Source organism: Roseateles sp. AC306 (assembly GCF_979253795.1).
Genome location: NZ_CEEDEB010000009.1, coordinates 167,146 through 186,836, shown reverse-complemented (window position 1 = coordinate 186,836; position 19,691 = coordinate 167,146). Strand labels below are relative to the sequence as shown.

Here is a 19,691-nt window from a genome sequence, read left to right as displayed (position 1 = left end):
CGGCCGCAGGGGCGCATGCCGCCGGTCCGAGACCGTTCAGATTCCACGCGCCGCGCCCGGTCGGCCGGTGTAGCCGCGCGGCACGGCGCCCAGCAGGCGGCGCGTGTAGTCCTCTTTGGGTGCGGCGATGAGCTCAGCCGTGGCGGCCTGCTCGACGACATCGCCGTTCTGCATGACCAGCACTTCGTCGGCAATGAACTTGACGACGGCCAAATCGTGGCTGATGAAGATGTAGCTAAGGCCGAACTCGTCCTGCAGGTCCTTCAGCAGATTGAGCACCTGGGCCTGCACCGACACGTCCAGCGCCGACACGGCCTCGTCAAGCACCAGCACCTCGGGCTGCAGCGTCAGGCAGCGCGCGATGGCGATGCGCTGGCGCTGGCCGCCGCTGAACTCGTGCGGGTACTTGGCCATGGCGGATTCGTCCAGGCCGACCTTGATCAGCAGGGCGACGGCGCGCGCCTCGCGCTCGGCCGCGTTCGCACCGATGCGGTGGATCTCCATCGGCTCACGCAGCGTCTGGCCGATGGTGAAGCGCGGGTTGAGCGAGGCGTAGGGGTTCTGGAAGACGACCTGGATGCGGCGGCGCATCTGCTGCCAGTCCGGGCCGCTCATCTTCAGCAGGTCCTGGCCCTCGAACAGCACCTGGCCGCCGGTGGGTTCATGCAGGCGCAGCAGGGTCAGGCCCATCGTCGTCTTGCCGGAGCCCGATTCGCCGACGACACCCAGCGTGTGGCCCTTGCGCAGCTTGAAGTTCACACCCTTGACGGCCTTGAACTCGCGCTTGCCGAACAGGCCGTCCTTGAGCCAGAAGCTCTTCTGCAGGCCGGTCACTTCCAGCACGACGGGCGCGCTGTCGTCCTTGACCCGGGCGCTGTTGCCCGCGCCGCGGCCGGCGATGTGGTCGTCGATCACCATCAGCCGCGCCGGGCTCTCGGTGAGGGACGGCCGGCAGGCCAGCAGCGCCTTGGTGTAGGCGTCCTGCGGCGCGTTGAAGATCTGCTCGACTGGCGCGTTCTCGCGCACCTGGCCGTGGCGCATGACGACGACCTGGTCCGAGATCTCACCGACGACGCCGAGGTCGTGCGAGATGAACAGCAGGCTCATCTTGTGGCTCTCCTTGAGCCGCGCCATCAGCTCCATGACCTGGCGCTGGATCGTCACGTCCAGTGCCGTCGTCGGCTCGTCGGCGATGAGCAGCTTGGGCGAGCAGGCCAGGGCCACCGCGATCATCACGCGCTGCTGCTGGCCGCCCGACAGCTCGTGCGGGTAGGCCTTCAGGCGCCGCCGGGGCTCCGGGATGCCGACTTCGTTGAGCAGCTCCTCGGCGCGCACGAGCGCCTGGCGGCGGCTCATGCCCATATGCTTCATCAGCGGTTCGCAGATCTGCGTGGCCACGTTGAAGACGGGGTTGAGCGAGCTCATCGGGTCCTGGAAGACGCAGGCGATCTCCTTGCCGCGAATGGCCTGAAGCTCGCCCAGGCCCGTCTGCAGCAGGTCGCGGCCCTGGAACAGGATGCGGCCGGTGCGCTCGGCGTTGCTGGGCAGCAGGTTGAGCACGGACATGGCCGTCACGCTCTTGCCCGAGCCCGACTCGCCGACCAGCGCGACGGTGCCGTTCTCGGGCACGTCGAAGCTCACGCCCTTGACGGCGATCTGGCGCTGCATGGCGCCATCGACCTTGCCCATGCGGAAGGCGACCTTGAGGTCTTGAATACTGAGCAACATAAATGCCTTAGTCAGTTGGGGTCAGAGCTACTCGCTCCGCTCGGGCGGTCTGACCCGCAATTACTCAAGACCTCTCAACTTGGGATCGAGCGCATCGCGCAAGGCGTCGGTGAACAGTGCGAAGGCCGTGACGAACACCGCCATGAAGGCCGCGACGACGGTCAGCTGCCACCAGTAGCCCAGGATCAGCTCGTTCTGCGCCTCGGCGAGCATCGTGCCCCAGCTCACCTGGTTCACGCCGACGCCAAGACCCAGATAGCTCAGGATGACTTCGCTCTTGATGAAGCTGACGACATGCAGGGACAGCTGCACCAGTGCGACGTGCGACACATTGGGCAGGATGTGCTTGAACATGCGCGACCACTGCGATGCGCCGATGGCCTCGGCCGAGCGCACGTACTCGCGCACGCGGTGCTTCATGAACTCGGCGCGGATCAGGCGGTAGATGCCTGTCCAGCCGGTCAGCGCGAGGATGAGCACGACCGAGGTCACGCCGCGATGGAAGATGGCCGCGAAAGCGAAGATCAGCAGGATGCTCGGGATGGCCGTGAAGACGTTGTAGATCCACTCGAGGAAGTCGCCGATCTTGCCGCCGAAGAAGCCGGAGATGGCGCCGAGCAGCGTGCCGATCAGCGTCGCGACGACGGCCGCTGCGAGGCCGACAACGATGGACACCTCGGCGCCCTTGACGACCTTGGCCAGCACGTCCCGGCCCAGGCGGTCGCCGCCCAGTGGCAGCGTCTCGGCCTTGGCCACCTCGTCGGTCTTGAAGGCCTTGGCGCGCTCGGCCCATTCGGCATAGCGCGGCGCCAGGGGGTCGATGTCGGACAGGTCGACGTTGGGGCCCTTGGGCGCTGCGATGGTGCCGGTGTCCTCGGCCGGCTGCGGGCCGAGCAGCGTCGGCGGCGCGTTCGGCACGCCGACTTCCTGCTGCCAGTTGGATGCGACCAGGTTGGTGGCCGCGAGCAGCACCAGCAGCAGGAAGGCGCCGACGATGCCCATGGACACGACGCCGACGCGGTCGGTCTTGAGGCGACGCCAGGAGGCGGCCCAGACGCCGCCGGAGGAGTTGGATGTCGTGCTCATTTCAGTACGACCCGCGGATCAACAAACTTGTAGAGCACATCGACGAGCAGATTGACCGTCATCGTCAGCGCGGCCAGGTAGATGGCGAAGGCCTGGATGACCGGATAGTCGCCGCGGTTGACGGCCAGCAGCAGCTCGCGACCCAGCCCAGGGATCGAAAAGAACACCTCGATCAGGAAGCTGCCCACCAGCACGCCCGGCAGCAGCACCGACACATTGGTCAGGATGGGAATCATCGCGTTGCGCAGCACATGCTTGAGCAGCACGGTGCCCTCGGTCATGCCCTTGGCGCGGGCCGTGCGCACGTAATCGTGGCCGATCTCGTCGAGGAAGAAGCTGCGGTACAGCCGGATCTGCGGCGCCATCGACACCGCCACGGCCACCAGGATGGGCAGCGGCGCGTAGGTGGTCAGGTTGGTCCAGTGGTTGGCCGTCCAGCCCTGTACGGGGAACCAGCCCAGGCGGAAGGCGAACAGGTATTGCGCCAGGATGACGTAGATCAGCAGCGAGATGGACACCGCCACCGTCGTGCAGACCATCACGGTGCGGTCGGTCAGGCTGCCGCGCACGGTGGCCACGGCCAGCGCGAACGGGATGGCCAGCGCGACTTCGAGGATGAGGATGGGCACCGTCACCGTCAGCGTGGCTGGCAGGCGCGTGGCGAACAGGTTGGCCACCGACTCGTTGGTCGCCCAGCTCTTGCCCCAGTCGAAGGTGACGATCTGCTGGATGAAGATCCACAGCTGCTCCCAGACCGGCTTGTTCAGGCCGAGCTGGTCGCGGATGGACTCGATCTGCTCCGGGCTGGCGTTCAGGCCACCGAGGATGATGGCCGGGTCGCTGCCGAAATACTTGAAGAGGAAGAACACCAGCAGCACGACACCGAGCAAGGTCGGGATCATTTGCCAGATGCGTCGGATCAGATAGGCCGCCATCGGGGCTCCAGGAAACTGCAAAACCCGCCGCCGGTGCCGGGTTACACGGGAAAACCGGGGCGAGTCTATGCGAGGCGACTTGGCCGGCGGCCTGACGGTTTCACTAGACTCCGCGCTTCCCAAGAGCCTGCGCGCCTTTCTGCAATGAAGTCTTCCCTCCTGCTGACCGGCCTGCTGCTGGCCTGCACCATCCTTGTCACCCCAGTCCGGGCCCAGGCGCAGGAGAAGGTGCTGCGCCAGGCGTTCAAGGTGGCCGAGACCGGCTTCGACCCCGCCCAGATCAGCGACCTCTACTCCAAGGCCATCGTCGCCGGCATCCTGGATGCGCCGCTGGAATACGACTTCGGCGCCCGCCCGTTCAAGCTGCGCCCCGCCACGCTGGCCGAGATGCCCGAGATCAGCGCCGACTTCAAGACCATCACGATGCGCGTCAAGCCGGGCATCTACTTCGCGGACGACCCGGCCTTCAAGGGAAAGAAGCGCGAGCTGACCGCCGAGGATTACGTCTACAGCGTCAAGCGCCACTACGACCCGCAATGGAAGAGCCCCAACCTCTACCTGCTGGAAAACGTCAAGATCGTCGGTCTGTCGGAGCTGCGCCAGGAATTGATGAAGGCCAAGAAGCCGTTCGACTACGACCGCGTCGTCGAGGGGCTGAAGACGCTGGACCGCTACACCTTCCAGCTCAAGCTGGGCGTGGCCGACCCGCGCTTCGTCTACCAGTTCAGCGACCCCGGCTTCCTGGGCGCCGTGGCGCGCGAGGTGGTGGAGTTCTATGGCGACAAGATCATGGAACACCCGGTCGGCACCAACGCCTGGCGCCTGGCCGAATGGCGGCGCAGCTCGCGCATCGTGCTGGACAAGAACCCCAACTACCGCGACGTGCGCTACGGGGAGACCGCGCCGCCGGGCTCCAGCGCGCAATTGCAGGCCGAGGTGGCTGCGTTGCAGGGCAGGAAGCTGCCGATGGTGGACCGCGTGGTCATTGACATCATCGAAGAGGCCCAGCCGCGCTGGCTGTCTTTCCTCAGCAGCGAGTCCGAGGTCATCGAGGAAGTGCCCATCGACTTCGCCAGCATCGCCATGCCGGGCAACAAGCTGGCGCCCAACCTCGCCAAGCGCGGCATCACGATGACGCGCTATCCGCGCGCCGACATCTCCTTCAGCTACTACAGCATGGAGGACCCGGTCGTCGGCGGCTACACGCCCGAGAAGATTGCGCTGCGCCGCGCGATCAACCTGGCCGTCGACCTGGACAAGGAGATCCGACTCGTGCGCCGCGGCCAGGCGCTGAAGGCCCAGAGCCCCATGCCGACCGTCGCCTACGGCTACGACCCGGCCTTCAAGTCGGAGAACAGCGAATACAACCTGCCCAAGGCCAAGGCCTTGCTGGACATGTACGGCTACAAGGACGTGGACGGCGACGGCTACCGCGAACTGCCCGACGGCAAGCCGCTGTCCATCGAGTACTCGACGCTGACCGACGGCGAGCGCCGCCAGATGGCCGAGCAGTGGCAGAAGAACATGGACGCCCTGGGCATCCATATCCGCTTCAAGATCGGCAAGTTCCCCGAGCAGCTCAAGGCCGCCAACGCCGGCAAGCTGCAGATGTGGAACGTCGGCTGGGTGGGCACCACGCCCGATGGCGACACCTTCCTCGCCCTGGGCTCCAGCGCGGCCAGCGGCAAGGCCAACAAGCCGCGTTTCTCGCTGCGCGCCTTCGACACCCTCTACGAAAAGCAGAAGGCCCTGCCCGACGGCCCCGAGCGCGCCGCGCTGATGCTGGAGGCGCAGCGCCTGCTCGTTGCCTACGCGCCCTACAAGTTCCATGTCCACCGCATCTGGACCGACATGGCCCAACCCTGGGTGCGCGGCTACAGCCGCAACATCTTCGTGCGCGACTACTGGAAGTACGTCGACATCGACCCCTCCGCCCTGCCCAAGCCATGAAACAACTGCTCGCCGCGCTCGCCACCTGCCTCTGCCTCGCTGCGCCCGCAGGGGCGGCCGAGCCCGTCAAGACGCTGCGTTATGCCTTCCGCATCGCCGAGACCGGCTTCGACCCGGCACGCATCTCCGACATCTACTCGCGCACCGTTACCGCCCACATCTTCGAGACGCTCTACGCCTTCGATCCGCTGGCCCGGCCGACACGGCTGATGCCGCTGATTGCTGCCGGCGAGCCCGAGGTCAGCGCCGACTTCAAGACCTTCACGATCAAGGTCAGGCCCGGCATCTATTTCGCCGACGACCCGGCCTTCAAGGGCAACAAGCGCGAGGTCGTTGCGGCCGACTTCGTCTATAGCATCAAGCGCTTTGCCGACCCGGCCACCAACGCCCAGGCCTGGGTGGCGTATGAAGAGAACAACCTCGTCGGCCTGGCCGAATTGCGCGAGAAGGTCATCAAGTCCAAGAAGGCCTTTCCCTACGACACCGAGATCGAAGGCGTGCGTGCACTCGACCGCTACACGCTGCAGATCAAGACCAGCGCGCCCCGCCCCCGCCTGATCGAATCCATCTTTGCCGGCAACGACCTCTACGGCGCCGTCGCCCGCGAGGTGGTCGAGTTCTATGGCGACAAGATCATGGAGCACCCGGTCGGCACCGGCCCCTTCGTGCTGAAGGAATGGCGGCGCAGCTCGCAGATGGTCTTCGAGCGCAACCCGGGCTACCGGGAGCGCCACTACGAATCCCAACCGGCGGCCGACGACAAGGAGGCGCAGGCCATCTACGCCCGGTTCAAGGGCCGGCGCATCCCGATGGTCGACCGCGTCATCGTCGACGTCATCGAGGAGAACCAGCCCCGCTGGCTGTCCTTCCTGAACAACGAGCACGACTTCATCGAGCGCGTGCCCGAGGACTTCATCACCCAGGCAGCGCCGGGCGGCAAGATTGCGCCCAACCTGGCCAAGCGCGGCATGCAGGCTGTGTTCACGCTGTCGCCGGACATGACCCTGACCTGCTTCAACATGGAAGACCCCGTCATTGGCGGCGTCACGCCCGACAAGGTCGCGTTGCGCAGGGCCATCTCGCTGGCCTACGACGTCAACAAGGAAATCAAAAGTGCACGGCGTGGCCAGGCGGTGCCGGCCCAGGCGCCCATCGTGCCCAACACGAGCGGCTACGACCCGGCCTTCAAGAGCGAGATGAGCGACTACGACCCGGCGCGCGCCAAGGCCCTGCTCGACATGTATGGCTATGTCGACAAGGACGGCGACGGCTGGCGCGACCTGCCCGACGGCAGGCCGCTCGTCATCACGCGCAACACCGAGTCCAACTCCCTGAGCCGCGCCGTGGACGAGCTGTGGGAGAAAGCCATGCGCGCCATCGGCATCAAGCTGGAGATCAAGATCCAGCAATGGCCGGAGAACCTCAAGGCCGCCCAGGCGGGCAAGTACCAGATGTGGCCGGTGGGTTCGTCGGCCGCCTCGTCGGACGGCCAGGAGGCCCTGCAGCGCCTGTACGGGCCGGCCGCAGGCACGGCGAACCTGCCCCGCTTCAAGAACGCCCAATTCGATGCGATGTACGAGCGCATGCAGGCCCTGCCCGACGGCCCCGAGCGCGAGGCCTTGTTCAAGGAAGCCAAACGCATCGCTGTGATCTATCTGCCTTACAAGGTGAATGCCCACCGCATCGTCACCGACATCGAGCAGGCCTGGATGAGCGGCTATCGCCGCCCGCTGTTCTGGCAGGACTTCTGGCAGTTCGTGGACGTGGACCCGGCCAAGCGGCCTGTCCATTGAAAACCGGGGGCGCATCCCAAGGATTCGACCGACCGTCGCAAGCGGCTCGTGGGCACGCGCCCTGCCGTTAGGCTTCAGCTCATCAACCGCCAAGGAGCCCCAGATGAACGACGCAGAAGAACTCAACAAGCTGGCCGACCTGCACGCCCGCGGCGTGCTCAGCGACGACGAGTTCGCCAAGGCCAAAGCCCGCGTACTGGAGCGGTCACAGGGCCATGCGGCGCCAAGCTATGGCAGCACGCCCAGCCCCAACCTGGGCGCCGTCAACGGCCTGCGCCGCGCGCGGCTGGACCGCTGGATCGGCGGCGTCTGCGGCGGCATCGCCCGCACGACCGGGCTGGATTCCTGGGTCTGGCGCCTGATCTTCGTCGTGCTCTTCCTGGCCTTCGGCAGCGGCATACTCCTCTACATCCTCCTCTGGATCTTCGTTCCGGAGGAATAACAGAGGCCGCAAGGCCGACTCCTCAAGTGACTGCCACGGATCCGGCTTTGCCGGGCCGTCGGCAGTGCCCCCTTGAGGGGGCGGCCGCCAGGCCGTAGGGGGTGGTCTCATGAAACAGCTCGCCGGCCTCGACGCCAGTTTTCTGTACCTGGAAACGCCGCAGATGCCGATGCATGTCGGCGCCCTGCACCTGCTGGAGCTGCCCGCCGGCTACGACGGCGACTACATCGAGGACCTGCGCGAGCACATGCGCGTGCGCATGCCGCTGCTCCCGGCGCTGCGCCGCAAGCTCATTGCGATGCCCCTGGGCCTGTCCAACCCCGGCTGGGTGGACGCCGATCCTGACCTCGAGGAACACATCGTCGAGGTGCCGCTGCGAGAGGGCAGCGGCCTGGGCGACCTGGAGGCGCAGGTCGGCGCGCTGCACCCCGTGCTGCTGGACCGCAGCCGGCCGCTGTGGAAGTTCCGCGTTTTCACCGGCCTGGAGCCGGGCCCCGAAGGCCAGGTGCGCGTGGCCCTCTACACCCAGCTTCACCACGCCGCCGTGGACGGCCAGGCCGCCGTGGCGCTGGCCCAGGTGATCCTCGACCTGAGCCCCGAGCCGCGCCCCATCGAGTCCACCGCCGCGCGCGGCAAGAAGCGCGGCCAGCTCGGTACGGTCGGCATGCTGCGCGCGGCCGTCTCGCAGCAGTGGCAGCAGACGGTCAAGCTCGCCCGCTCCCTGCCCAGCGCGGCCAACATCCTGGGCAACATGGCCGTGGGCTATGTCGGCGGCGCGGCGGCGGGCGGCTCGGTCGACAAACTGCGCACGCTGCTCGCCAGCGTGGCCGCGCAGACGAGTTCAATCGTGCGCGGCAAGACAGCAGTGTCCAGCCTCGGCCCGGCGCCGCGCACACGCTTCAACGTCAGCCTGTCCGACACACGCTCCTTCGCCGGTGTCACTTTGCCGCTCGCCGAGCTCAACCGCACACGCAAGCGCCACCACGCGAGCCTGAACGACGCCGTGCTCTTCGTCATTGGCGGCGCGCTGCGGCGCTACTTCGCCAAGCACGGCCCGCTGCCGCGCAAGAGCCTGGTCGCCGCCGTGCCCGTGTCCACCCGCGCAGCCGGTGACACCACGGCCAACAACCAGGCCACCATGACCTTCATGAGCCTGGGCACCCACCTGGCCAATCCGGCCGAGCGCCTGGCCCACGTCATCGCCGCCAGCAAGGCCATGAAGGCGCAGATGGCCCAGCTCAAGAGCCTGATGCCGACGGACTTCCCGAGCCTGGGCATCCCCTGGCTGATGCAGGCCGGCGCCATGCTCTACGGCCGCGCCAAGGTGGCCGAGAAGCTGCCGGTGGTGGCCAATGTGGTCATCTCGAACGTGCCCGGCCCGCAGCTGCCGCTGTATCTCGCCGGCGCGCAGATGCTGACCAACTACCCCACCTCCATCGCCGTACACGGCCTGGCCCTCAACGTGACGGTGCAGACCTACAACCAGTCCCTGGACATCGGCCTGATGGCCTGCGGCGAGGCGCTGCCGGAGATGGGTGAGCTGGCGGCGTATGTGGATGCGGCGTTCATGGAGTTGCAGGCGTTGCCGGTGGCGGAGGTTGCGCCCGACCCGGCGCCCGCGCCCGCGCCGCCAGCCAGGAAGCCGGCTGCTGCGAAGAAACCGGCCGCCAAGAAGGTCGCGACCAAGAAGCCAGTCACCCAGGCGACAGCCAGGCCCCGGGCAAGCACGCCCCGGAAGAAGGCGGTAGCCGGCTAACAATGGCAGGGCCTCGCCCGACCTCGCCTTTCGCATGCCCGCTACACGCTCGCCACGCGCCCCGCGCGCCAACCCGCACCGGCCCCAGACGCCCGCCGCCGCCCAACCCGACTGGCACGACCTGCGCGCCCCCAATGCCTGGCTGCTGATGCTCGAAGGCCGCGCGCCCTGGGAGTACGCGGCCCTGCTGGCCACGCTGCCTTGGATGAAGAAGCTGCCGCACGGCGACGGCCACCCGGTCCTCGTCTTCCCCGGCCTGGGCGCCAACGACCTGACCACCGCACCACTGCGCGCCATGCTGGACTCGCTGGGCTATGCCACCCAGCCCTGGGGCCAGGGCTTCAACTTCGGCCCGCGCACCGGCGTGCTGGAACGGGCCAAGGCCGACCTGACCGAGCTGAGCCGCCGCCACGGCGGCCGCAAGGTCAGCCTGATCGGCTGGAGTCTGGGCGGCATCTATGCCCGTGAGCTGGCCAAGGAGTGCCCGGAGCTGACGCGCTGCGTCATCACGCTGGGCACGCCCTTCACCGGCCACCCGCGCGCCACCAACGCCTGGCGGTTCTTCGAGATGGTCAGTGGCCAGACCGTGGCCGACGACCATCAACTGCTCGCCCAGATCCGCCAGGCCCCGCCGGTGCCGACGACGTCCATCTACTCGAAGAGCGACGGCGTCGTCGCCTGGCGCTGCAGCGTCAACGAGCCGTCGCCGCTGGCCGAGAACATCGAGGTCCAGGCCAGCCACGTCGGCCTGGGTGTGAACCCGATTGCGCTGTACGCACTGGCGGACCGCCTGGCGCAGCCGGACGGAGGCTGGCAGCCGTTCGAGCCCAAGGGGGCGAGACGGTGGTTCTACAAGACGCCGGCAAGCGCCGCGGATGAGTAGCGCGCAGCCACCCGTCTTGTCGATCCGCTGCTACTGCGCGGCGGTCAACATCAAGCTGGACGCAGCGCCCAAGAGCGTCGTCAACTGCCACTGCGGCCAGTGCCGCCGCTTGAGCGGTGCGGCCTTCACCACCTGGGTGAGCTTTCCGGGAACGGCCGTCAGCACCACCGGCACTGAGCCGATCAGCTCGTTCCCCGTCACGCCGAACGTCACGCGGCATTTCTGTCGTGTCTGCGGGTCGCATGTCTTCACGGCGGACGCACGCCTGCCGAAGATCCTCGGGGTGCCGGCAGGCGCGCTGGAAGGCAGGCCCATCGGTTCGCCCAGCGCGCACTACTTCGTCGACCACAAGGCGTCATGGCATGCCATCTGCGATGACCAAGCCCAGTTCGGCGGTGAGTCGGGCATGACGCCGACGGGCATCAGTGGCTGAAGGGTTATCGTCCACTCGTTCCTTCTTCCGCTCGCCTGCCGACGCACACCTGACCCGTGCCCTGGACCTTCGCCCACCCCGCCGCCGTCCTGCCGCTGCGGTCTCTCTGCCCCCGCTGGCTCTCCTTCCCCGCCCTGATCCTCGGTGCCATGGCGCCCGACATCAGCTACTACGTCGGCATGCACGGCAAATGGCGCGCGTTCTGCCACACGCCCGAGGGCATCGTCACCGCCTGCCTGCCGGTGTGCCTGCTGATGCTGGCGCTGCTGCTGCGCTTTGCCGGGCCGCTGACGGTGCTGCTGGCTGAACCTCACCGCGCCCTCGTGCGCGAACAGCTGCAACGGCCGCCGCACACCATGTGGAGGGCCGTGGCGGTGGCCGTGCTGTCCGTCCTGCTGGGCGCCGCCACACACGTGCTGTGGGACTCGTTCACGCATCAGGGCCGCTGGGGCGCCGAGTTGCTGCCCGAGCTCGAAGAACCGCTGCTGGACGCCATGGACCGGCAGTTCCACGCCACCCACCTGCTGCAGCACCTGAGCACCGCCGTGGGCGTGGCGGCACTCGCGCTCGTGTACCGGCGATCAATCCGCGCCCGGCCTCGGCCTGCATCCGCCCCAAAGGACGCGCAACGTCGGCGCCTGCTGCTTGCCTGCCTGGCCGTGGCCACCGTCGTCGGTGCCGCATCGGCCTGGGCGCTGACACCCGCCACGCTGCCCGCCTACACCTCTCGCCTGCTCGTGCGCACGGTCGTCTGGAGCACCAGCTGCTTCGCCGCGCTGTTCGTCCTCGCCAGCGTCGCATGGTGGCGCCGGCTGGGCGACGCCTGACCCCTCGTTCACGCCGCCGCGCTTCTCGCGGTAAGGTATCGCCCTCAACCCGGACCTCCCCCCATGCAACACCACACACTCGCCGCCGAAGACAAGGCTGCCAAGAAAGACGCCCCCGAGAAGCAGGAAGAGCAGCTGCTCTTCAAGGGCCGCTTCGTCATGGTCTTCGGCGAGATCGACGACAAGATGGCGCTGGCCACCTGCCGCCGCCTGCTGGCCCTCAGCCAGGAATCCGACGCGCCGATCACGCTGCTGATCTCGTCGCCCGGCGGCCATGTGGAGAGCGGCGACGCCATCCACGACATGATCCGCTTCGTGCGCGCGCCGGTGAACGTCGTCGGCACCGGCTGGGTCGCCAGCGCCGGCACGCACATCTACCTGTCCGTGCCCAAGGAGCGCCGCTTCGCGCTGCCCAACACGCGCTTCATGATCCACCAGCCCGCAGGCGGCGCCGGCGGCCAGGCCAGCGACATCGCCATCCAGGCCAAGGAGATCCTGCGCGTGCGTTCGCGGCTCGCCGCCGTCATTGCCCGGGAGACCGGCCAACCGCTTGAGCGCGTGGCCGTCGACATCGAGCGCGACTTCTGGATGAACACCGACGAGGCCATCGCCTACGGCCTGGTGTCACGCGTCATCGAGCGCCAGGTCGACCTGGGCTGATTTCTTCGACATGCAGGTCTCCGCCAACGGCGTCCGGATCGAAGTCGACATCCGCGGCCCCGAGAGCGGCGAGCCGCTGCTGATGATCATGGGCCTGGGCATGCAGCTCGTCGCCTGGCCCGAAGGCTTGGTCGATGAGCTGGTGGCTCAGGGCTTTCGCGTCATCCGCTTCGACAACCGCGACATCGGCCTGAGCCAGCCCTTCGACGAGCTGGGCGTGCCCAGCGTGCCGCTGGCGGCGCTGCTGCACACGCTGCACCTGCCGGTGAAGGCGCCCTACCAACTCGCCGACCTGGCGCGCGACGCCGTCGGCGTGCTGGACGCTCTAGGCATTGCCAAGGCCCACGTCTGCGGCGCCTCCATGGGCGGCATGATCGCCCAGCACATGGGCTTTGCCCACGCGGACCGGCTGAAGAGCCTGACGCTGATGATGACGAGTAGCGGCGCCCGCAATCTGCCGCGCGAAAGCCTCAAGGTGCGCCGTGTGCTGATGTCGCGCCCCAGGCGCGGCGCCACGCCGGCACAGACGCTGGACAACATCCTTGACCATTTCGTCCGCTTGTACGGCGTCATCGGCAGCCCGGGCTACCCGACCGAGCCGGGCAAGCTGCGCGAGCGCATCGCCGGCGGGGTGCGGCGCTCCATGCGGCCCCAGGCCGTCGCCCGGCAGATCGTTGCCATCGCCGCAGACAGCCACCGCGCCGCGCGGCTGTCGCGCATCACGGCGCCCACGCTGATCATCCACGGCGAAGGCGACGCGCTGATCCCCGTCGCCGCCGCGCACGACCTGGCCCGGCGCATTCCTGGCGCTCGGCTGGAAACCATCCCCGGCTGGGGTCATGACTTGCCCGAGGCGCTGTGGCCACGGCTTGCCGCCGAGGTCGCGGCCATCGCCAAGGGCGGCTGAGTGCCCGCCAGACGCTGATCGGGCGTCGACGCGCTTTACACCTGTAACCGCACCAAACGCGGCGCGCGCGTCAAATAACACACGCAATCAAGGACTTGACGCTGAGGGCCAAGTGCGGCACGCCTTATGCGTACGCTAGCTCAACCCGCGGCTGTTCCGCGCGGGCTTTCCACCCCCCAGGCCGCACATCGGCCAACAGGAGAGCCGCTATGGCCCGTATTTCCTCTTTCACGTCCCTGGCCGCCGGCCTGTGCATGGCATTCGCGGCCTTCACCGCGTCGGCCACCATCGTTGGCGGCGCCGTCACCGGCGGCACTGCCAAGACCAACGGCGGCACCTTCGTGAAGCTGTTCGTGCCGTTCACCGCCTCGACGCCGGACAACACCGTTGGCAACGACAACTTCCAGTCGCCCAACCTCTACGGATTCGACGAGAGCCAGAACATCCTGCTGGCCAACCTGCTCGACATGGACGTCGGTGCCGACATCGCGGCCGGCACCCAGGTCGCCAGCCACTACATCTTCTTTGATCCCGTGTCGGCCACCATCGTCGGCACCGTCGACTTCGACTCCGACATCCTCGGCATCATCACCAGCACCGGCCTGCTGCTGGCCAGCGACATCCTGGCCAACACGGGCGTCAACTACCTGAACCCCGGCCAGCGCGGCCTCGAAGCGGGCGACCTGGTGACCATCAACGGCCCGCGCCAGATCCTGTTCAACACATCCGCCGGCACGCCCGGCGACTACGTGCGCGTCATCACCGCCTTCTCGCCCGGCGCCGTGATTCCCGAGCCGGCCTCCATCGCGCTGGTGCTAGCTGCACTGGCAGGCGTGGGCATCGCCCGCCGCCGCCGCTGAACTAGCGGCGCTTCGTCGGGTCGCCCAGCTGCGCGTTGAGCGCGACGGCGGCCCGTACCAGCGCCAGCGCAGTGGCGCGTTCGAACGGCGTGCTCTCGTCCAGATACAGCGTGCGCAGTTCGAACTTGCCGCCGCCCTGCATGCGCGGCTCCAGGTCGAGCAGGCGCTTGCCACGCCAGAAACCGAACAACACGCGGCTTTCCTCCGCACGTATCAACAGCACCGGGCCCTCGCTGAAGTAGACGAGGTGGCCCCACTTGAGCCTCTCCTCGCTGCCGGGCGCCGCCTCCCGCACCACCGCACGCAGCGCTGCGACGCGGGCCTGGCGCCAGCCGTCCACTGCCGCGACGTAGGCGTCCGGGCTGTCGGCCTCAATGCGGTACATCAACGCGCCTGAGCCTTGACCTCGACCGCTGTGCGCTTGCCGTCCTCGCCTTCGACCGTCAAGGTCAGCGGCACGGTCTCGCCGGCCTTGATCGGGCCTTTCAAGCCCATCAGCATCACGTGATAGCTGCCCGGCTTCAATGCAACGGCCTGGCCGGCCGGCAGCGGCAGCGCGTCCACGGCGCGCATCTTCATGACGCCGTCATCCATCTTCATCTCGTGGATCTCGACCATCGCCGCCACCGGCGAGCTGGCCGAGACGACCTTGACCGGCTTGACCGCAGTGAGCTGCATGAAAGCCCCAGTGGCCTTTTGCGGCGCGACCGTGGCGCGCACCCAGGGGTCGTCGACCTTGACGGCAGGACTTTGAGCCTGGGCGCCAAGGGACGCGAGCAGGACGGTGGCAAACAGCAGACGGCGCATGGCGGGTGGCTTCAACGAACAAGCAGCCATTGTTGTTCTGATGAATCGAAGCCGCAAACCGCCCTCAAGATTTTGCGCGCGCCAGTGGCCAGCCCATCAGGGAGCCGAGAGGCTCCCCGCCAGCTCAGCGCATCACGATCAGCTGAACACGCCGGTTCGTGCTGCGGCCTTCACGGGTGTTGTTGTCGGCCAGGGGCGCTGATTCGCCGTAGCTGATCGTTGCCATGCGCGCCAGCGGCAGGCCGGCGCGGGCCAGGTGCGTGCGCACGGCTTCGGCCCGCTTGAGGCCCAGTTGCTCGTTGGCCGTGTCGGGGCCGGTCGCGTCGGTGTGGCCCTGGATTTCAACGAACACCGGCTGGTTGTCGGCCTTCAGCTTGGCGACGAGTTGATCGAGTTCCTGGCCGGCCTGCGGGGTGAGCTGGGCGCGGCCCGAAGTGAACTTGATCTTGTCATCGGTCAGCACGGTGCTCATCAGCAGGCCGGGCGGCTTGGGCAGGTTGTTGAAGGCCTGGGTTCGCGCCGCAGCCTCTTGCTGCAGCATGGCCGTCATGCGCGCCTCGCTGCTCTGCAGCTTGCCATCCAGCGCCTTGAGGCCATCGTCCTGCGCCTGCACGCGCGTGTTGAGGCCGTCCACGCTGGTCTGCACCGGAGCGACCGTCTCCTTGACGAACTCCTTGGTGGCGCAAGCGCTCAGCATCAGGGCGCTGCAGGCAACGATCAGGGGCGAAAGTCTTGTCATAAGTGGCTCGTGAAGAAGAAAGTGGCGCGACTCTAGGCATTCCTTCACGGACAAACGTACCGAGCTGTGACCAATCCATGCGCCGTTAACGCGCCTCAACAATGCCTTACCTTTGTGCGCTGCGGCGGGACGCGAGCACATTTGAAAACGCTAGCCCTCCAAGCTCTATATAGCCACCGCGAGCGAAGTCCTGCAACAGCCTGTTGACGATGGCGCGAGAAGCGCCCACGCGTTCGGCAATGCGCTGCTGGCCCAGCGGGCCGGGCACGACACGCTGGCCTGGTCGTCCGCCATGTCAGTTGAGCCGCGCGGCGCGGAGCCATTCAGCATTGCGCACGGCCGACGGCGGCAGCCCCAGGGCTTCCAGCACCTCACGGTGCCAGGGCATCACGCGCACGATGCGCTCGCGCACATCGCCGTCGTCGAAGGCGCCCAGCACCTGGTCGAGTTCGTTCGCCGCCAGGGCCAGCTGGCCAGCGGCGACCGTGTCACCGGCCCGCCGCAGCACACGCCACGCGGCCAGGCGCGCGGCCTCGCGGTAGGGGCCCTTGATCGCCGCGCCCTGCGCCTCGGCAGCCAGCTCGGCCAGCACGGCCTGGTGCGCAGCCGCCACGTCGTCGGGCTGGCCGGACGCCGCAAGGGCGTCGGCCAGCCGCAGGCGCGGCGCATGGATGCGGTTGGTCTCGCCCAGTTGCTCGCAGGTCGCCACCATCTCCTGCCAGATGGGCACGGCGTCACTGCAGCGGCCACTGCGCCAGGCCGCCTCGGCCTCGTGGGCACGGCCCTTCAGCGCGTCCACGGTGTTGGCGGCCGCGCGGGACGTCGCCACGCTCGCCGCGCCCGCCTCGCCGGCCTGCGCCCAACGCTCCTGCAGCAGGTAGAGGAAGGCGCGTGCGCGTTGCGTCATCGGCAGCATGACCTGCAGTTCGTACTCGCGCGTCAGCCGCTCGGCGATCTCAAGATGCGCGGTGGCGAGTGCCAGGTCGCCGCGCACGAAGGCGTCCGTGACCAGCGTGCCGTGGCAGTTGGTCTGGAGCAGCGGCCGGTCGGCGCCCTCCATCGCCGCCACGGCGCGCCGCGAGGCATCGGCCGCCGCTGCGTGGTTGTTCTCAGCGGAGTGCAGGTGGTTCTCGATCAGCAGCATCTGCACCTCGTAGACGTCATCGCCGGGCACCTGCAGGCGCTCGCGCGCCAGCCGGGCCCATGGATGCGCCTGCGCCAGATGACCCCGCACCGCATCGAACTCCCGGCGTTCCAGATGGAGGTAGGCGATGTTGCCGATGCATATCGCCGCCGAGGCCGCGTGGTCGGCCGCGACGGCGACCTCTGCGCCGCGGCGCGCCAGCGCCTCGGCCTGGGTCATCAGCCCGCGGCGGTAGGACCACAGCGTGAGCGCGGCCAGCGCACGGGCGAGCCAGTCCTGCCGGCCGTGGGCCTCGCCGAGGGCAAGCATCCGGTCGAGCACCTGGCCCTGGTCATCGGACAGGCCCAGGTGGACGCAGCAGTTGGAGCGCAGCCATTCCAGTTCGAACAGCAGTTCGGCCGGGCAGGGCTCGGGGGCGAGCGCCGCCTCGGCCAACGCGCGGTCGATGAAGTGCAGCGCCTGGCGGCTGGCGTAGCGCCGCGCGGCGAGTCTTGCTGCGCGTTCGAACCAGTCGGCCGCCTGCGCATGCTGGCCGGCGCGCGCGTGATGCTCGGCGGTGATGGCCAGGTACTCGTCGCTGCGGCCACCGACGCGCGCGGTCAGCCACGCGGCAACACGTGCATGCGCCTGGCGCCGCTGCTCCTTCAGCACGGTGTCGTAGCTCACCTGGTGAAGCAGGTGGTGGTGGAAGGCTTCCTCGACAGCGTCCTCGAACACGCTGGTCGGCCGCACCTGCACCATGGCGCGCGCCTGCAGCACCGGCAGCGACGCCGCAGCGGCATCGTCCAGCGCATCCAGCGCCTCGTCCCAGAACACCGGGCCGATGACGCTGGCCAACTGCAGCGCGGTTCGCGCGTAGGGCGTCAGCGCGTCGATGCGGGCCTGCAGCACGCCCGTCAGCGTGGTCGGCAGCCGCCCGGGCTGCAGCCGCGCCGCATGGAAGTGCCAGCGACCCTCGTGCGTCTCGATGACGCCATGGTCGAGCAGCATCTTCACCAGCTCTTCGGCGTAGAACGGATTGCCCTCGGCACGCTGGCGGATCAACGTGCTGAGCATGACGGGCACCTCGTCCAGCCGCTGCAGCAGCGCATCGGTCAGCTCGCCCTGCTCCTGCTCGTCCAGCGCCTGCAGTGTCAGCCGCCGGTGCTGGGCCCACCCCTCGCCCCAGTCGGGCCGGCGCTCGATCAGGCCGGGCCTGGCACACACGAGCGCCAGCAACGGCATCGTCGAGCGCTTGAGCAGCACGGCCAGCGCGTCCAGCGAGGCGTCGTCGCTCCACTGCAGGTCATCGAGCAGCAGCACGACGGGCGAACCGTCGCTGGCGCTCAGCCGCTCCAGCCACACGCGCAGCGCCGCCAGGCCGCGATCGCGCAGCAGGCTGGCGTCGGTGCCCAGGCGCACCAGCGCCGGCGTGCCGCTGAAGTCCAGGCCGATGAGCTGGCCCAGCGGTTCGGGCGCGGGGTCGTCCGGCTGGGCCAACCAGGGCGCCAGCCCGGCGATGAGCTTGGCCTTCGCGACCTCGGCGCTGTCGCTGTCGGCAATGTGGAGCCGGCGTGACACCATGTCGCGCAGCAGGCCATAGGGCTGCAGGCCGCCCGAGGGCTGCGAGCGCGCCTGCATCAGCCAGCAGGTGGCCGCGTGCGCCGACAGCCGGTGCTGGAACTCGTGCAACAGCCGGCTCTTGCCGAGCCCGGCCTCGGCGATCAGCGTCAACGCGCGCGGTGCGCGGTCGGCGAGAACGCCTTCAAAGGCGGCATCGAGCTGCGCCAGTTCGGCACGACGGCCGACGAGGGCAGTCTCCAGGCCCTCGATGCCACGCGCGACCAGCCGGAAGGCGCGCGGCTTGCTGCCGCGCACCAGCCAGCTGGCGATAGGCGCGTCGTGGCCCTTGACGGTCAACGGCGGCTGCGCGTCGGCATCGAACACCCCGCGCACCAGGGCCCAGGTGTCCTGGCTGACGCGCAACACGCCCGTGGGCGCGGCCTGCTCCAGCCGCGCGGCGATGTTGACGGCCAGGCCGCTCAGGCTCTTGTCCTTCTCGATGCCGCCGCCCATCACCACAGTGCCGGTGTGGATGCCGACGCGGGCGTCAAAACCCTCGTGGCCATGCTCGCGCCGCACGGCATTGCCGCGCCGAGCCGCTTCCTGCAGCAGCGCCAGCCCGCACAGCACGGCGCGCTCGGCGTCGTCCTCGCGCGTGCCGCTGACGCCGAATGCCGCCTTGATATTGTCGCCGGCATAACGCATCACTTCACCGCCGTGGCGCTGCACGATGGCGGTGAATGCCGCGAGCGCGCCGTCCACCACCGACTGCGCGTCCTCAGGGTCCAGGTGCTGGATGAGCTGCGTGGAGCCGACGAGGTCCAGGAACAGCACGCTCACCTGGCGCAGCCGACGCTCCGGCTCGGCCGTCTCGGGGGCTGCGGCCCGCAGCTGGCGCAGCAGCGGCGCCAGCGCTGCGTCCACCACGCCATCGCCCAGCGCCTCACGCTGGCGTTCCAGCGCGCCGATGGCATCGATCAGGGCCTGCTGGTGGTCATCGTCTGTCGGCATTGCCGACGATGATAGGCCGCTAGGGTCTCGTCGACTTGACGGCAACGGGTCGTTGCCACCCTGGTCATAGGGCCCGGAGCACCGTCATCACACGGGCCATCACACGCGCCATCAGCTGCGTCGCTGCGTTGGAACGTGGACATGCAGGGACCGGGGTGCGAACAGCGCAGCGAACGTGCTTGACGCGA

At 68.4% G+C, this 19,691-nt stretch carries 18 protein-coding genes; 10 read left to right on the top strand and 8 right to left on the bottom strand.

Annotation, left to right across the window (positions count from 1 at the left end):
• Positions 1 to 36: 36 nt before the first annotated feature.
• Genes AC0IZJ_RS18295 through AC0IZJ_RS18285 form a run of 3 tightly spaced genes read right to left on the bottom strand, consistent with a single transcriptional unit; the run spans position 37 to position 3,749 of the window.
• Positions 37 to 1,728, bottom strand: coding sequence for an ABC transporter ATP-binding protein (locus AC0IZJ_RS18295; protein WP_471852639.1), 1,692 nt, complete (start codon positions 1,726 to 1,728; stop codon positions 37 to 39).
• A 60-nt stretch (positions 1,729 to 1,788) separates the two neighbouring features.
• On the bottom strand, positions 1,789 to 2,814 hold the full coding sequence (locus tag AC0IZJ_RS18290) for an ABC transporter permease (RefSeq protein ID WP_471852638.1): 1,026 nt from the start codon (positions 2,812 to 2,814) through the stop codon (positions 1,789 to 1,791).
• Positions 2,811 to 3,749 (bottom strand): ABC transporter permease, encoded by a 939-nt coding sequence (locus AC0IZJ_RS18285; RefSeq protein ID WP_471852637.1) that lies wholly within the window; start codon positions 3,747 to 3,749, stop codon positions 2,811 to 2,813. Before AC0IZJ_RS18285 ends, AC0IZJ_RS18290 begins: the two co-directional genes overlap by 4 nt.
• A gap of 144 nt (positions 3,750 to 3,893) precedes the next feature.
• On the opposite strand from AC0IZJ_RS18285, the gene AC0IZJ_RS18280 reads away from it, so the two are divergent.
• The 10 genes from AC0IZJ_RS18280 to AC0IZJ_RS18235 all read left to right on the top strand — a co-directional run bounded on the left by AC0IZJ_RS18280 (position 3,894) and on the right by AC0IZJ_RS18235 (position 14,260).
• On the top strand, positions 3,894 to 5,699 hold the full coding sequence (locus AC0IZJ_RS18280; RefSeq protein ID WP_471852636.1) for an ABC transporter substrate-binding protein: 1,806 nt from the start codon (positions 3,894 to 3,896) through the stop codon (positions 5,697 to 5,699).
• The gene (locus tag AC0IZJ_RS18275) at positions 5,696 to 7,492 is read left to right on the top strand and encodes an ABC transporter substrate-binding protein (RefSeq protein WP_471852635.1); all 1,797 of its coding nucleotides are present in this window, start codon (positions 5,696 to 5,698) and stop codon (positions 7,490 to 7,492) included. The genes AC0IZJ_RS18280 and AC0IZJ_RS18275 overlap by 4 nt, the downstream gene beginning before the upstream one ends.
• 103 nt (positions 7,493 to 7,595) lie before the next feature.
• Positions 7,596 to 7,934: a PspC domain-containing protein gene (locus AC0IZJ_RS18270; RefSeq protein ID WP_471852633.1), complete on the top strand. Its 339-nt coding sequence runs from the start codon at positions 7,596 to 7,598 to the stop codon at positions 7,932 to 7,934.
• Between the two features lie 109 nt (positions 7,935 to 8,043).
• Positions 8,044 to 9,690 carry a wax ester/triacylglycerol synthase family O-acyltransferase gene (locus tag AC0IZJ_RS18265; RefSeq protein WP_471852632.1) on the top strand — a complete coding sequence of 549 codons (1,647 nt, stop codon included), beginning with the start codon at positions 8,044 to 8,046 and terminating at the stop codon, positions 9,688 to 9,690.
• 34 nt (positions 9,691 to 9,724) lie between these two features.
• A complete protein-coding gene (locus tag AC0IZJ_RS18260; RefSeq protein ID WP_471852631.1) occupies positions 9,725 to 10,573 on the top strand; it encodes an esterase/lipase family protein in 849 nt (282 codons plus the stop codon).
• Between the two features lie 16 nt (positions 10,574 to 10,589).
• Positions 10,590 to 11,006: a GFA family protein gene (locus AC0IZJ_RS18255; RefSeq protein ID WP_471852630.1), complete on the top strand. Its 417-nt coding sequence runs from the start codon at positions 10,590 to 10,592 to the stop codon at positions 11,004 to 11,006.
• A gap of 56 nt (positions 11,007 to 11,062) precedes the next feature.
• On the top strand, positions 11,063 to 11,833 hold the full coding sequence (locus tag AC0IZJ_RS18250; RefSeq protein WP_471852629.1) for a DUF4184 family protein: 771 nt from the start codon (positions 11,063 to 11,065) through the stop codon (positions 11,831 to 11,833).
• Positions 11,834 to 11,896: 63 nt separating this feature from the next.
• Complete coding sequence (locus tag AC0IZJ_RS18245) at positions 11,897 to 12,493, top strand: ATP-dependent Clp protease proteolytic subunit (RefSeq protein WP_471852628.1); 597 nt, start codon at positions 11,897 to 11,899, stop codon at positions 12,491 to 12,493.
• 10 nt (positions 12,494 to 12,503) lie between these two features.
• On the top strand, positions 12,504 to 13,400 hold the full coding sequence (locus tag AC0IZJ_RS18240) for an alpha/beta fold hydrolase (protein WP_471852627.1): 897 nt from the start codon (positions 12,504 to 12,506) through the stop codon (positions 13,398 to 13,400).
• 209 nt (positions 13,401 to 13,609) lie between these two features.
• The gene (locus AC0IZJ_RS18235; protein ID WP_471852626.1) at positions 13,610 to 14,260 is read left to right on the top strand and encodes a PEP-CTERM sorting domain-containing protein; all 651 of its coding nucleotides are present in this window, start codon (positions 13,610 to 13,612) and stop codon (positions 14,258 to 14,260) included.
• Position 14,261: 1 nt separating this feature from the next.
• Here AC0IZJ_RS18235 and AC0IZJ_RS18230 read toward each other — a convergent pair whose 3' ends face one another.
• The 5 genes from AC0IZJ_RS18230 to AC0IZJ_RS18210 all read right to left on the bottom strand — a co-directional run bounded on the left by AC0IZJ_RS18230 (position 14,262) and on the right by AC0IZJ_RS18210 (position 19,503).
• Positions 14,262 to 14,645: a DUF1801 domain-containing protein gene (locus tag AC0IZJ_RS18230; RefSeq protein ID WP_471852625.1), complete on the bottom strand. Its 384-nt coding sequence runs from the start codon at positions 14,643 to 14,645 to the stop codon at positions 14,262 to 14,264.
• Entirely contained in the window at positions 14,645 to 15,067 is a 423-nt protein-coding gene (locus AC0IZJ_RS18225; protein ID WP_471852624.1) for a copper chaperone PCu(A)C, read from the bottom strand. Before AC0IZJ_RS18225 ends, AC0IZJ_RS18230 begins: the two co-directional genes overlap by 1 nt.
• A gap of 124 nt (positions 15,068 to 15,191) precedes the next feature.
• Complete coding sequence (locus tag AC0IZJ_RS18220) at positions 15,192 to 15,806, bottom strand: OmpA family protein (protein ID WP_471852623.1); 615 nt, start codon at positions 15,804 to 15,806, stop codon at positions 15,192 to 15,194.
• Positions 15,807 to 15,912: 106 nt separating this feature from the next.
• Positions 15,913 to 16,074 carry a helix-turn-helix domain-containing protein gene (locus tag AC0IZJ_RS18215; RefSeq protein ID WP_471852621.1) on the bottom strand — a complete coding sequence of 54 codons (162 nt, stop codon included), beginning with the start codon at positions 16,072 to 16,074 and terminating at the stop codon, positions 15,913 to 15,915.
• 27 nt (positions 16,075 to 16,101) lie between these two features.
• Positions 16,102 to 19,503 (bottom strand): ATP-binding protein, encoded by a 3,402-nt coding sequence (locus AC0IZJ_RS18210; RefSeq protein WP_471852619.1) that lies wholly within the window; start codon positions 19,501 to 19,503, stop codon positions 16,102 to 16,104.
• Between the last annotated feature and the right edge of the window lie 188 nt (positions 19,504 to 19,691).

What these genes read in the sequence shown, in the direction of transcription:
- AC0IZJ_RS18295 (WP_471852639.1), bottom strand. Translation starts at nt 1,728, where the DNA reads ATGTTGCTCAGTATTCAAGACCTCAAGGTCGCCTTCCGCATGGGCAAG.
- AC0IZJ_RS18290 (WP_471852638.1), bottom strand. Translation starts at nt 2,814, where the DNA reads ATGAGCACGACATCCAACTCCTCCGGCGGCGTCTGGGCCGCCTCCTGG.
- AC0IZJ_RS18285 (WP_471852637.1), bottom strand. Translation starts at nt 3,749, where the DNA reads ATGGCGGCCTATCTGATCCGACGCATCTGGCAAATGATCCCGACCTTG.
- AC0IZJ_RS18280 (WP_471852636.1), top strand. Translation starts at nt 3,894, where the DNA reads ATGAAGTCTTCCCTCCTGCTGACCGGCCTGCTGCTGGCCTGCACCATC.
- AC0IZJ_RS18275 (WP_471852635.1), top strand. Translation starts at nt 5,696, where the DNA reads ATGAAACAACTGCTCGCCGCGCTCGCCACCTGCCTCTGCCTCGCTGCG.
- AC0IZJ_RS18270 (WP_471852633.1), top strand. Translation starts at nt 7,596, where the DNA reads ATGAACGACGCAGAAGAACTCAACAAGCTGGCCGACCTGCACGCCCGC.
- AC0IZJ_RS18265 (WP_471852632.1), top strand. Translation starts at nt 8,044, where the DNA reads ATGAAACAGCTCGCCGGCCTCGACGCCAGTTTTCTGTACCTGGAAACG.
- AC0IZJ_RS18260 (WP_471852631.1), top strand. Translation starts at nt 9,725, where the DNA reads ATGCCCGCTACACGCTCGCCACGCGCCCCGCGCGCCAACCCGCACCGG.
- AC0IZJ_RS18245 (WP_471852628.1), top strand. Translation starts at nt 11,897, where the DNA reads ATGCAACACCACACACTCGCCGCCGAAGACAAGGCTGCCAAGAAAGAC.
- AC0IZJ_RS18240 (WP_471852627.1), top strand. Translation starts at nt 12,504, where the DNA reads ATGCAGGTCTCCGCCAACGGCGTCCGGATCGAAGTCGACATCCGCGGC.
- AC0IZJ_RS18235 (WP_471852626.1), top strand. Translation starts at nt 13,610, where the DNA reads ATGGCCCGTATTTCCTCTTTCACGTCCCTGGCCGCCGGCCTGTGCATG.
- AC0IZJ_RS18230 (WP_471852625.1), bottom strand. Translation starts at nt 14,645, where the DNA reads ATGTACCGCATTGAGGCCGACAGCCCGGACGCCTACGTCGCGGCAGTG.
- AC0IZJ_RS18225 (WP_471852624.1), bottom strand. Translation starts at nt 15,067, where the DNA reads ATGCGCCGTCTGCTGTTTGCCACCGTCCTGCTCGCGTCCCTTGGCGCC.
- AC0IZJ_RS18220 (WP_471852623.1), bottom strand. Translation starts at nt 15,806, where the DNA reads ATGACAAGACTTTCGCCCCTGATCGTTGCCTGCAGCGCCCTGATGCTG.
- AC0IZJ_RS18210 (WP_471852619.1), bottom strand. Translation starts at nt 19,503, where the DNA reads ATGCCGACAGACGATGACCACCAGCAGGCCCTGATCGATGCCATCGGC.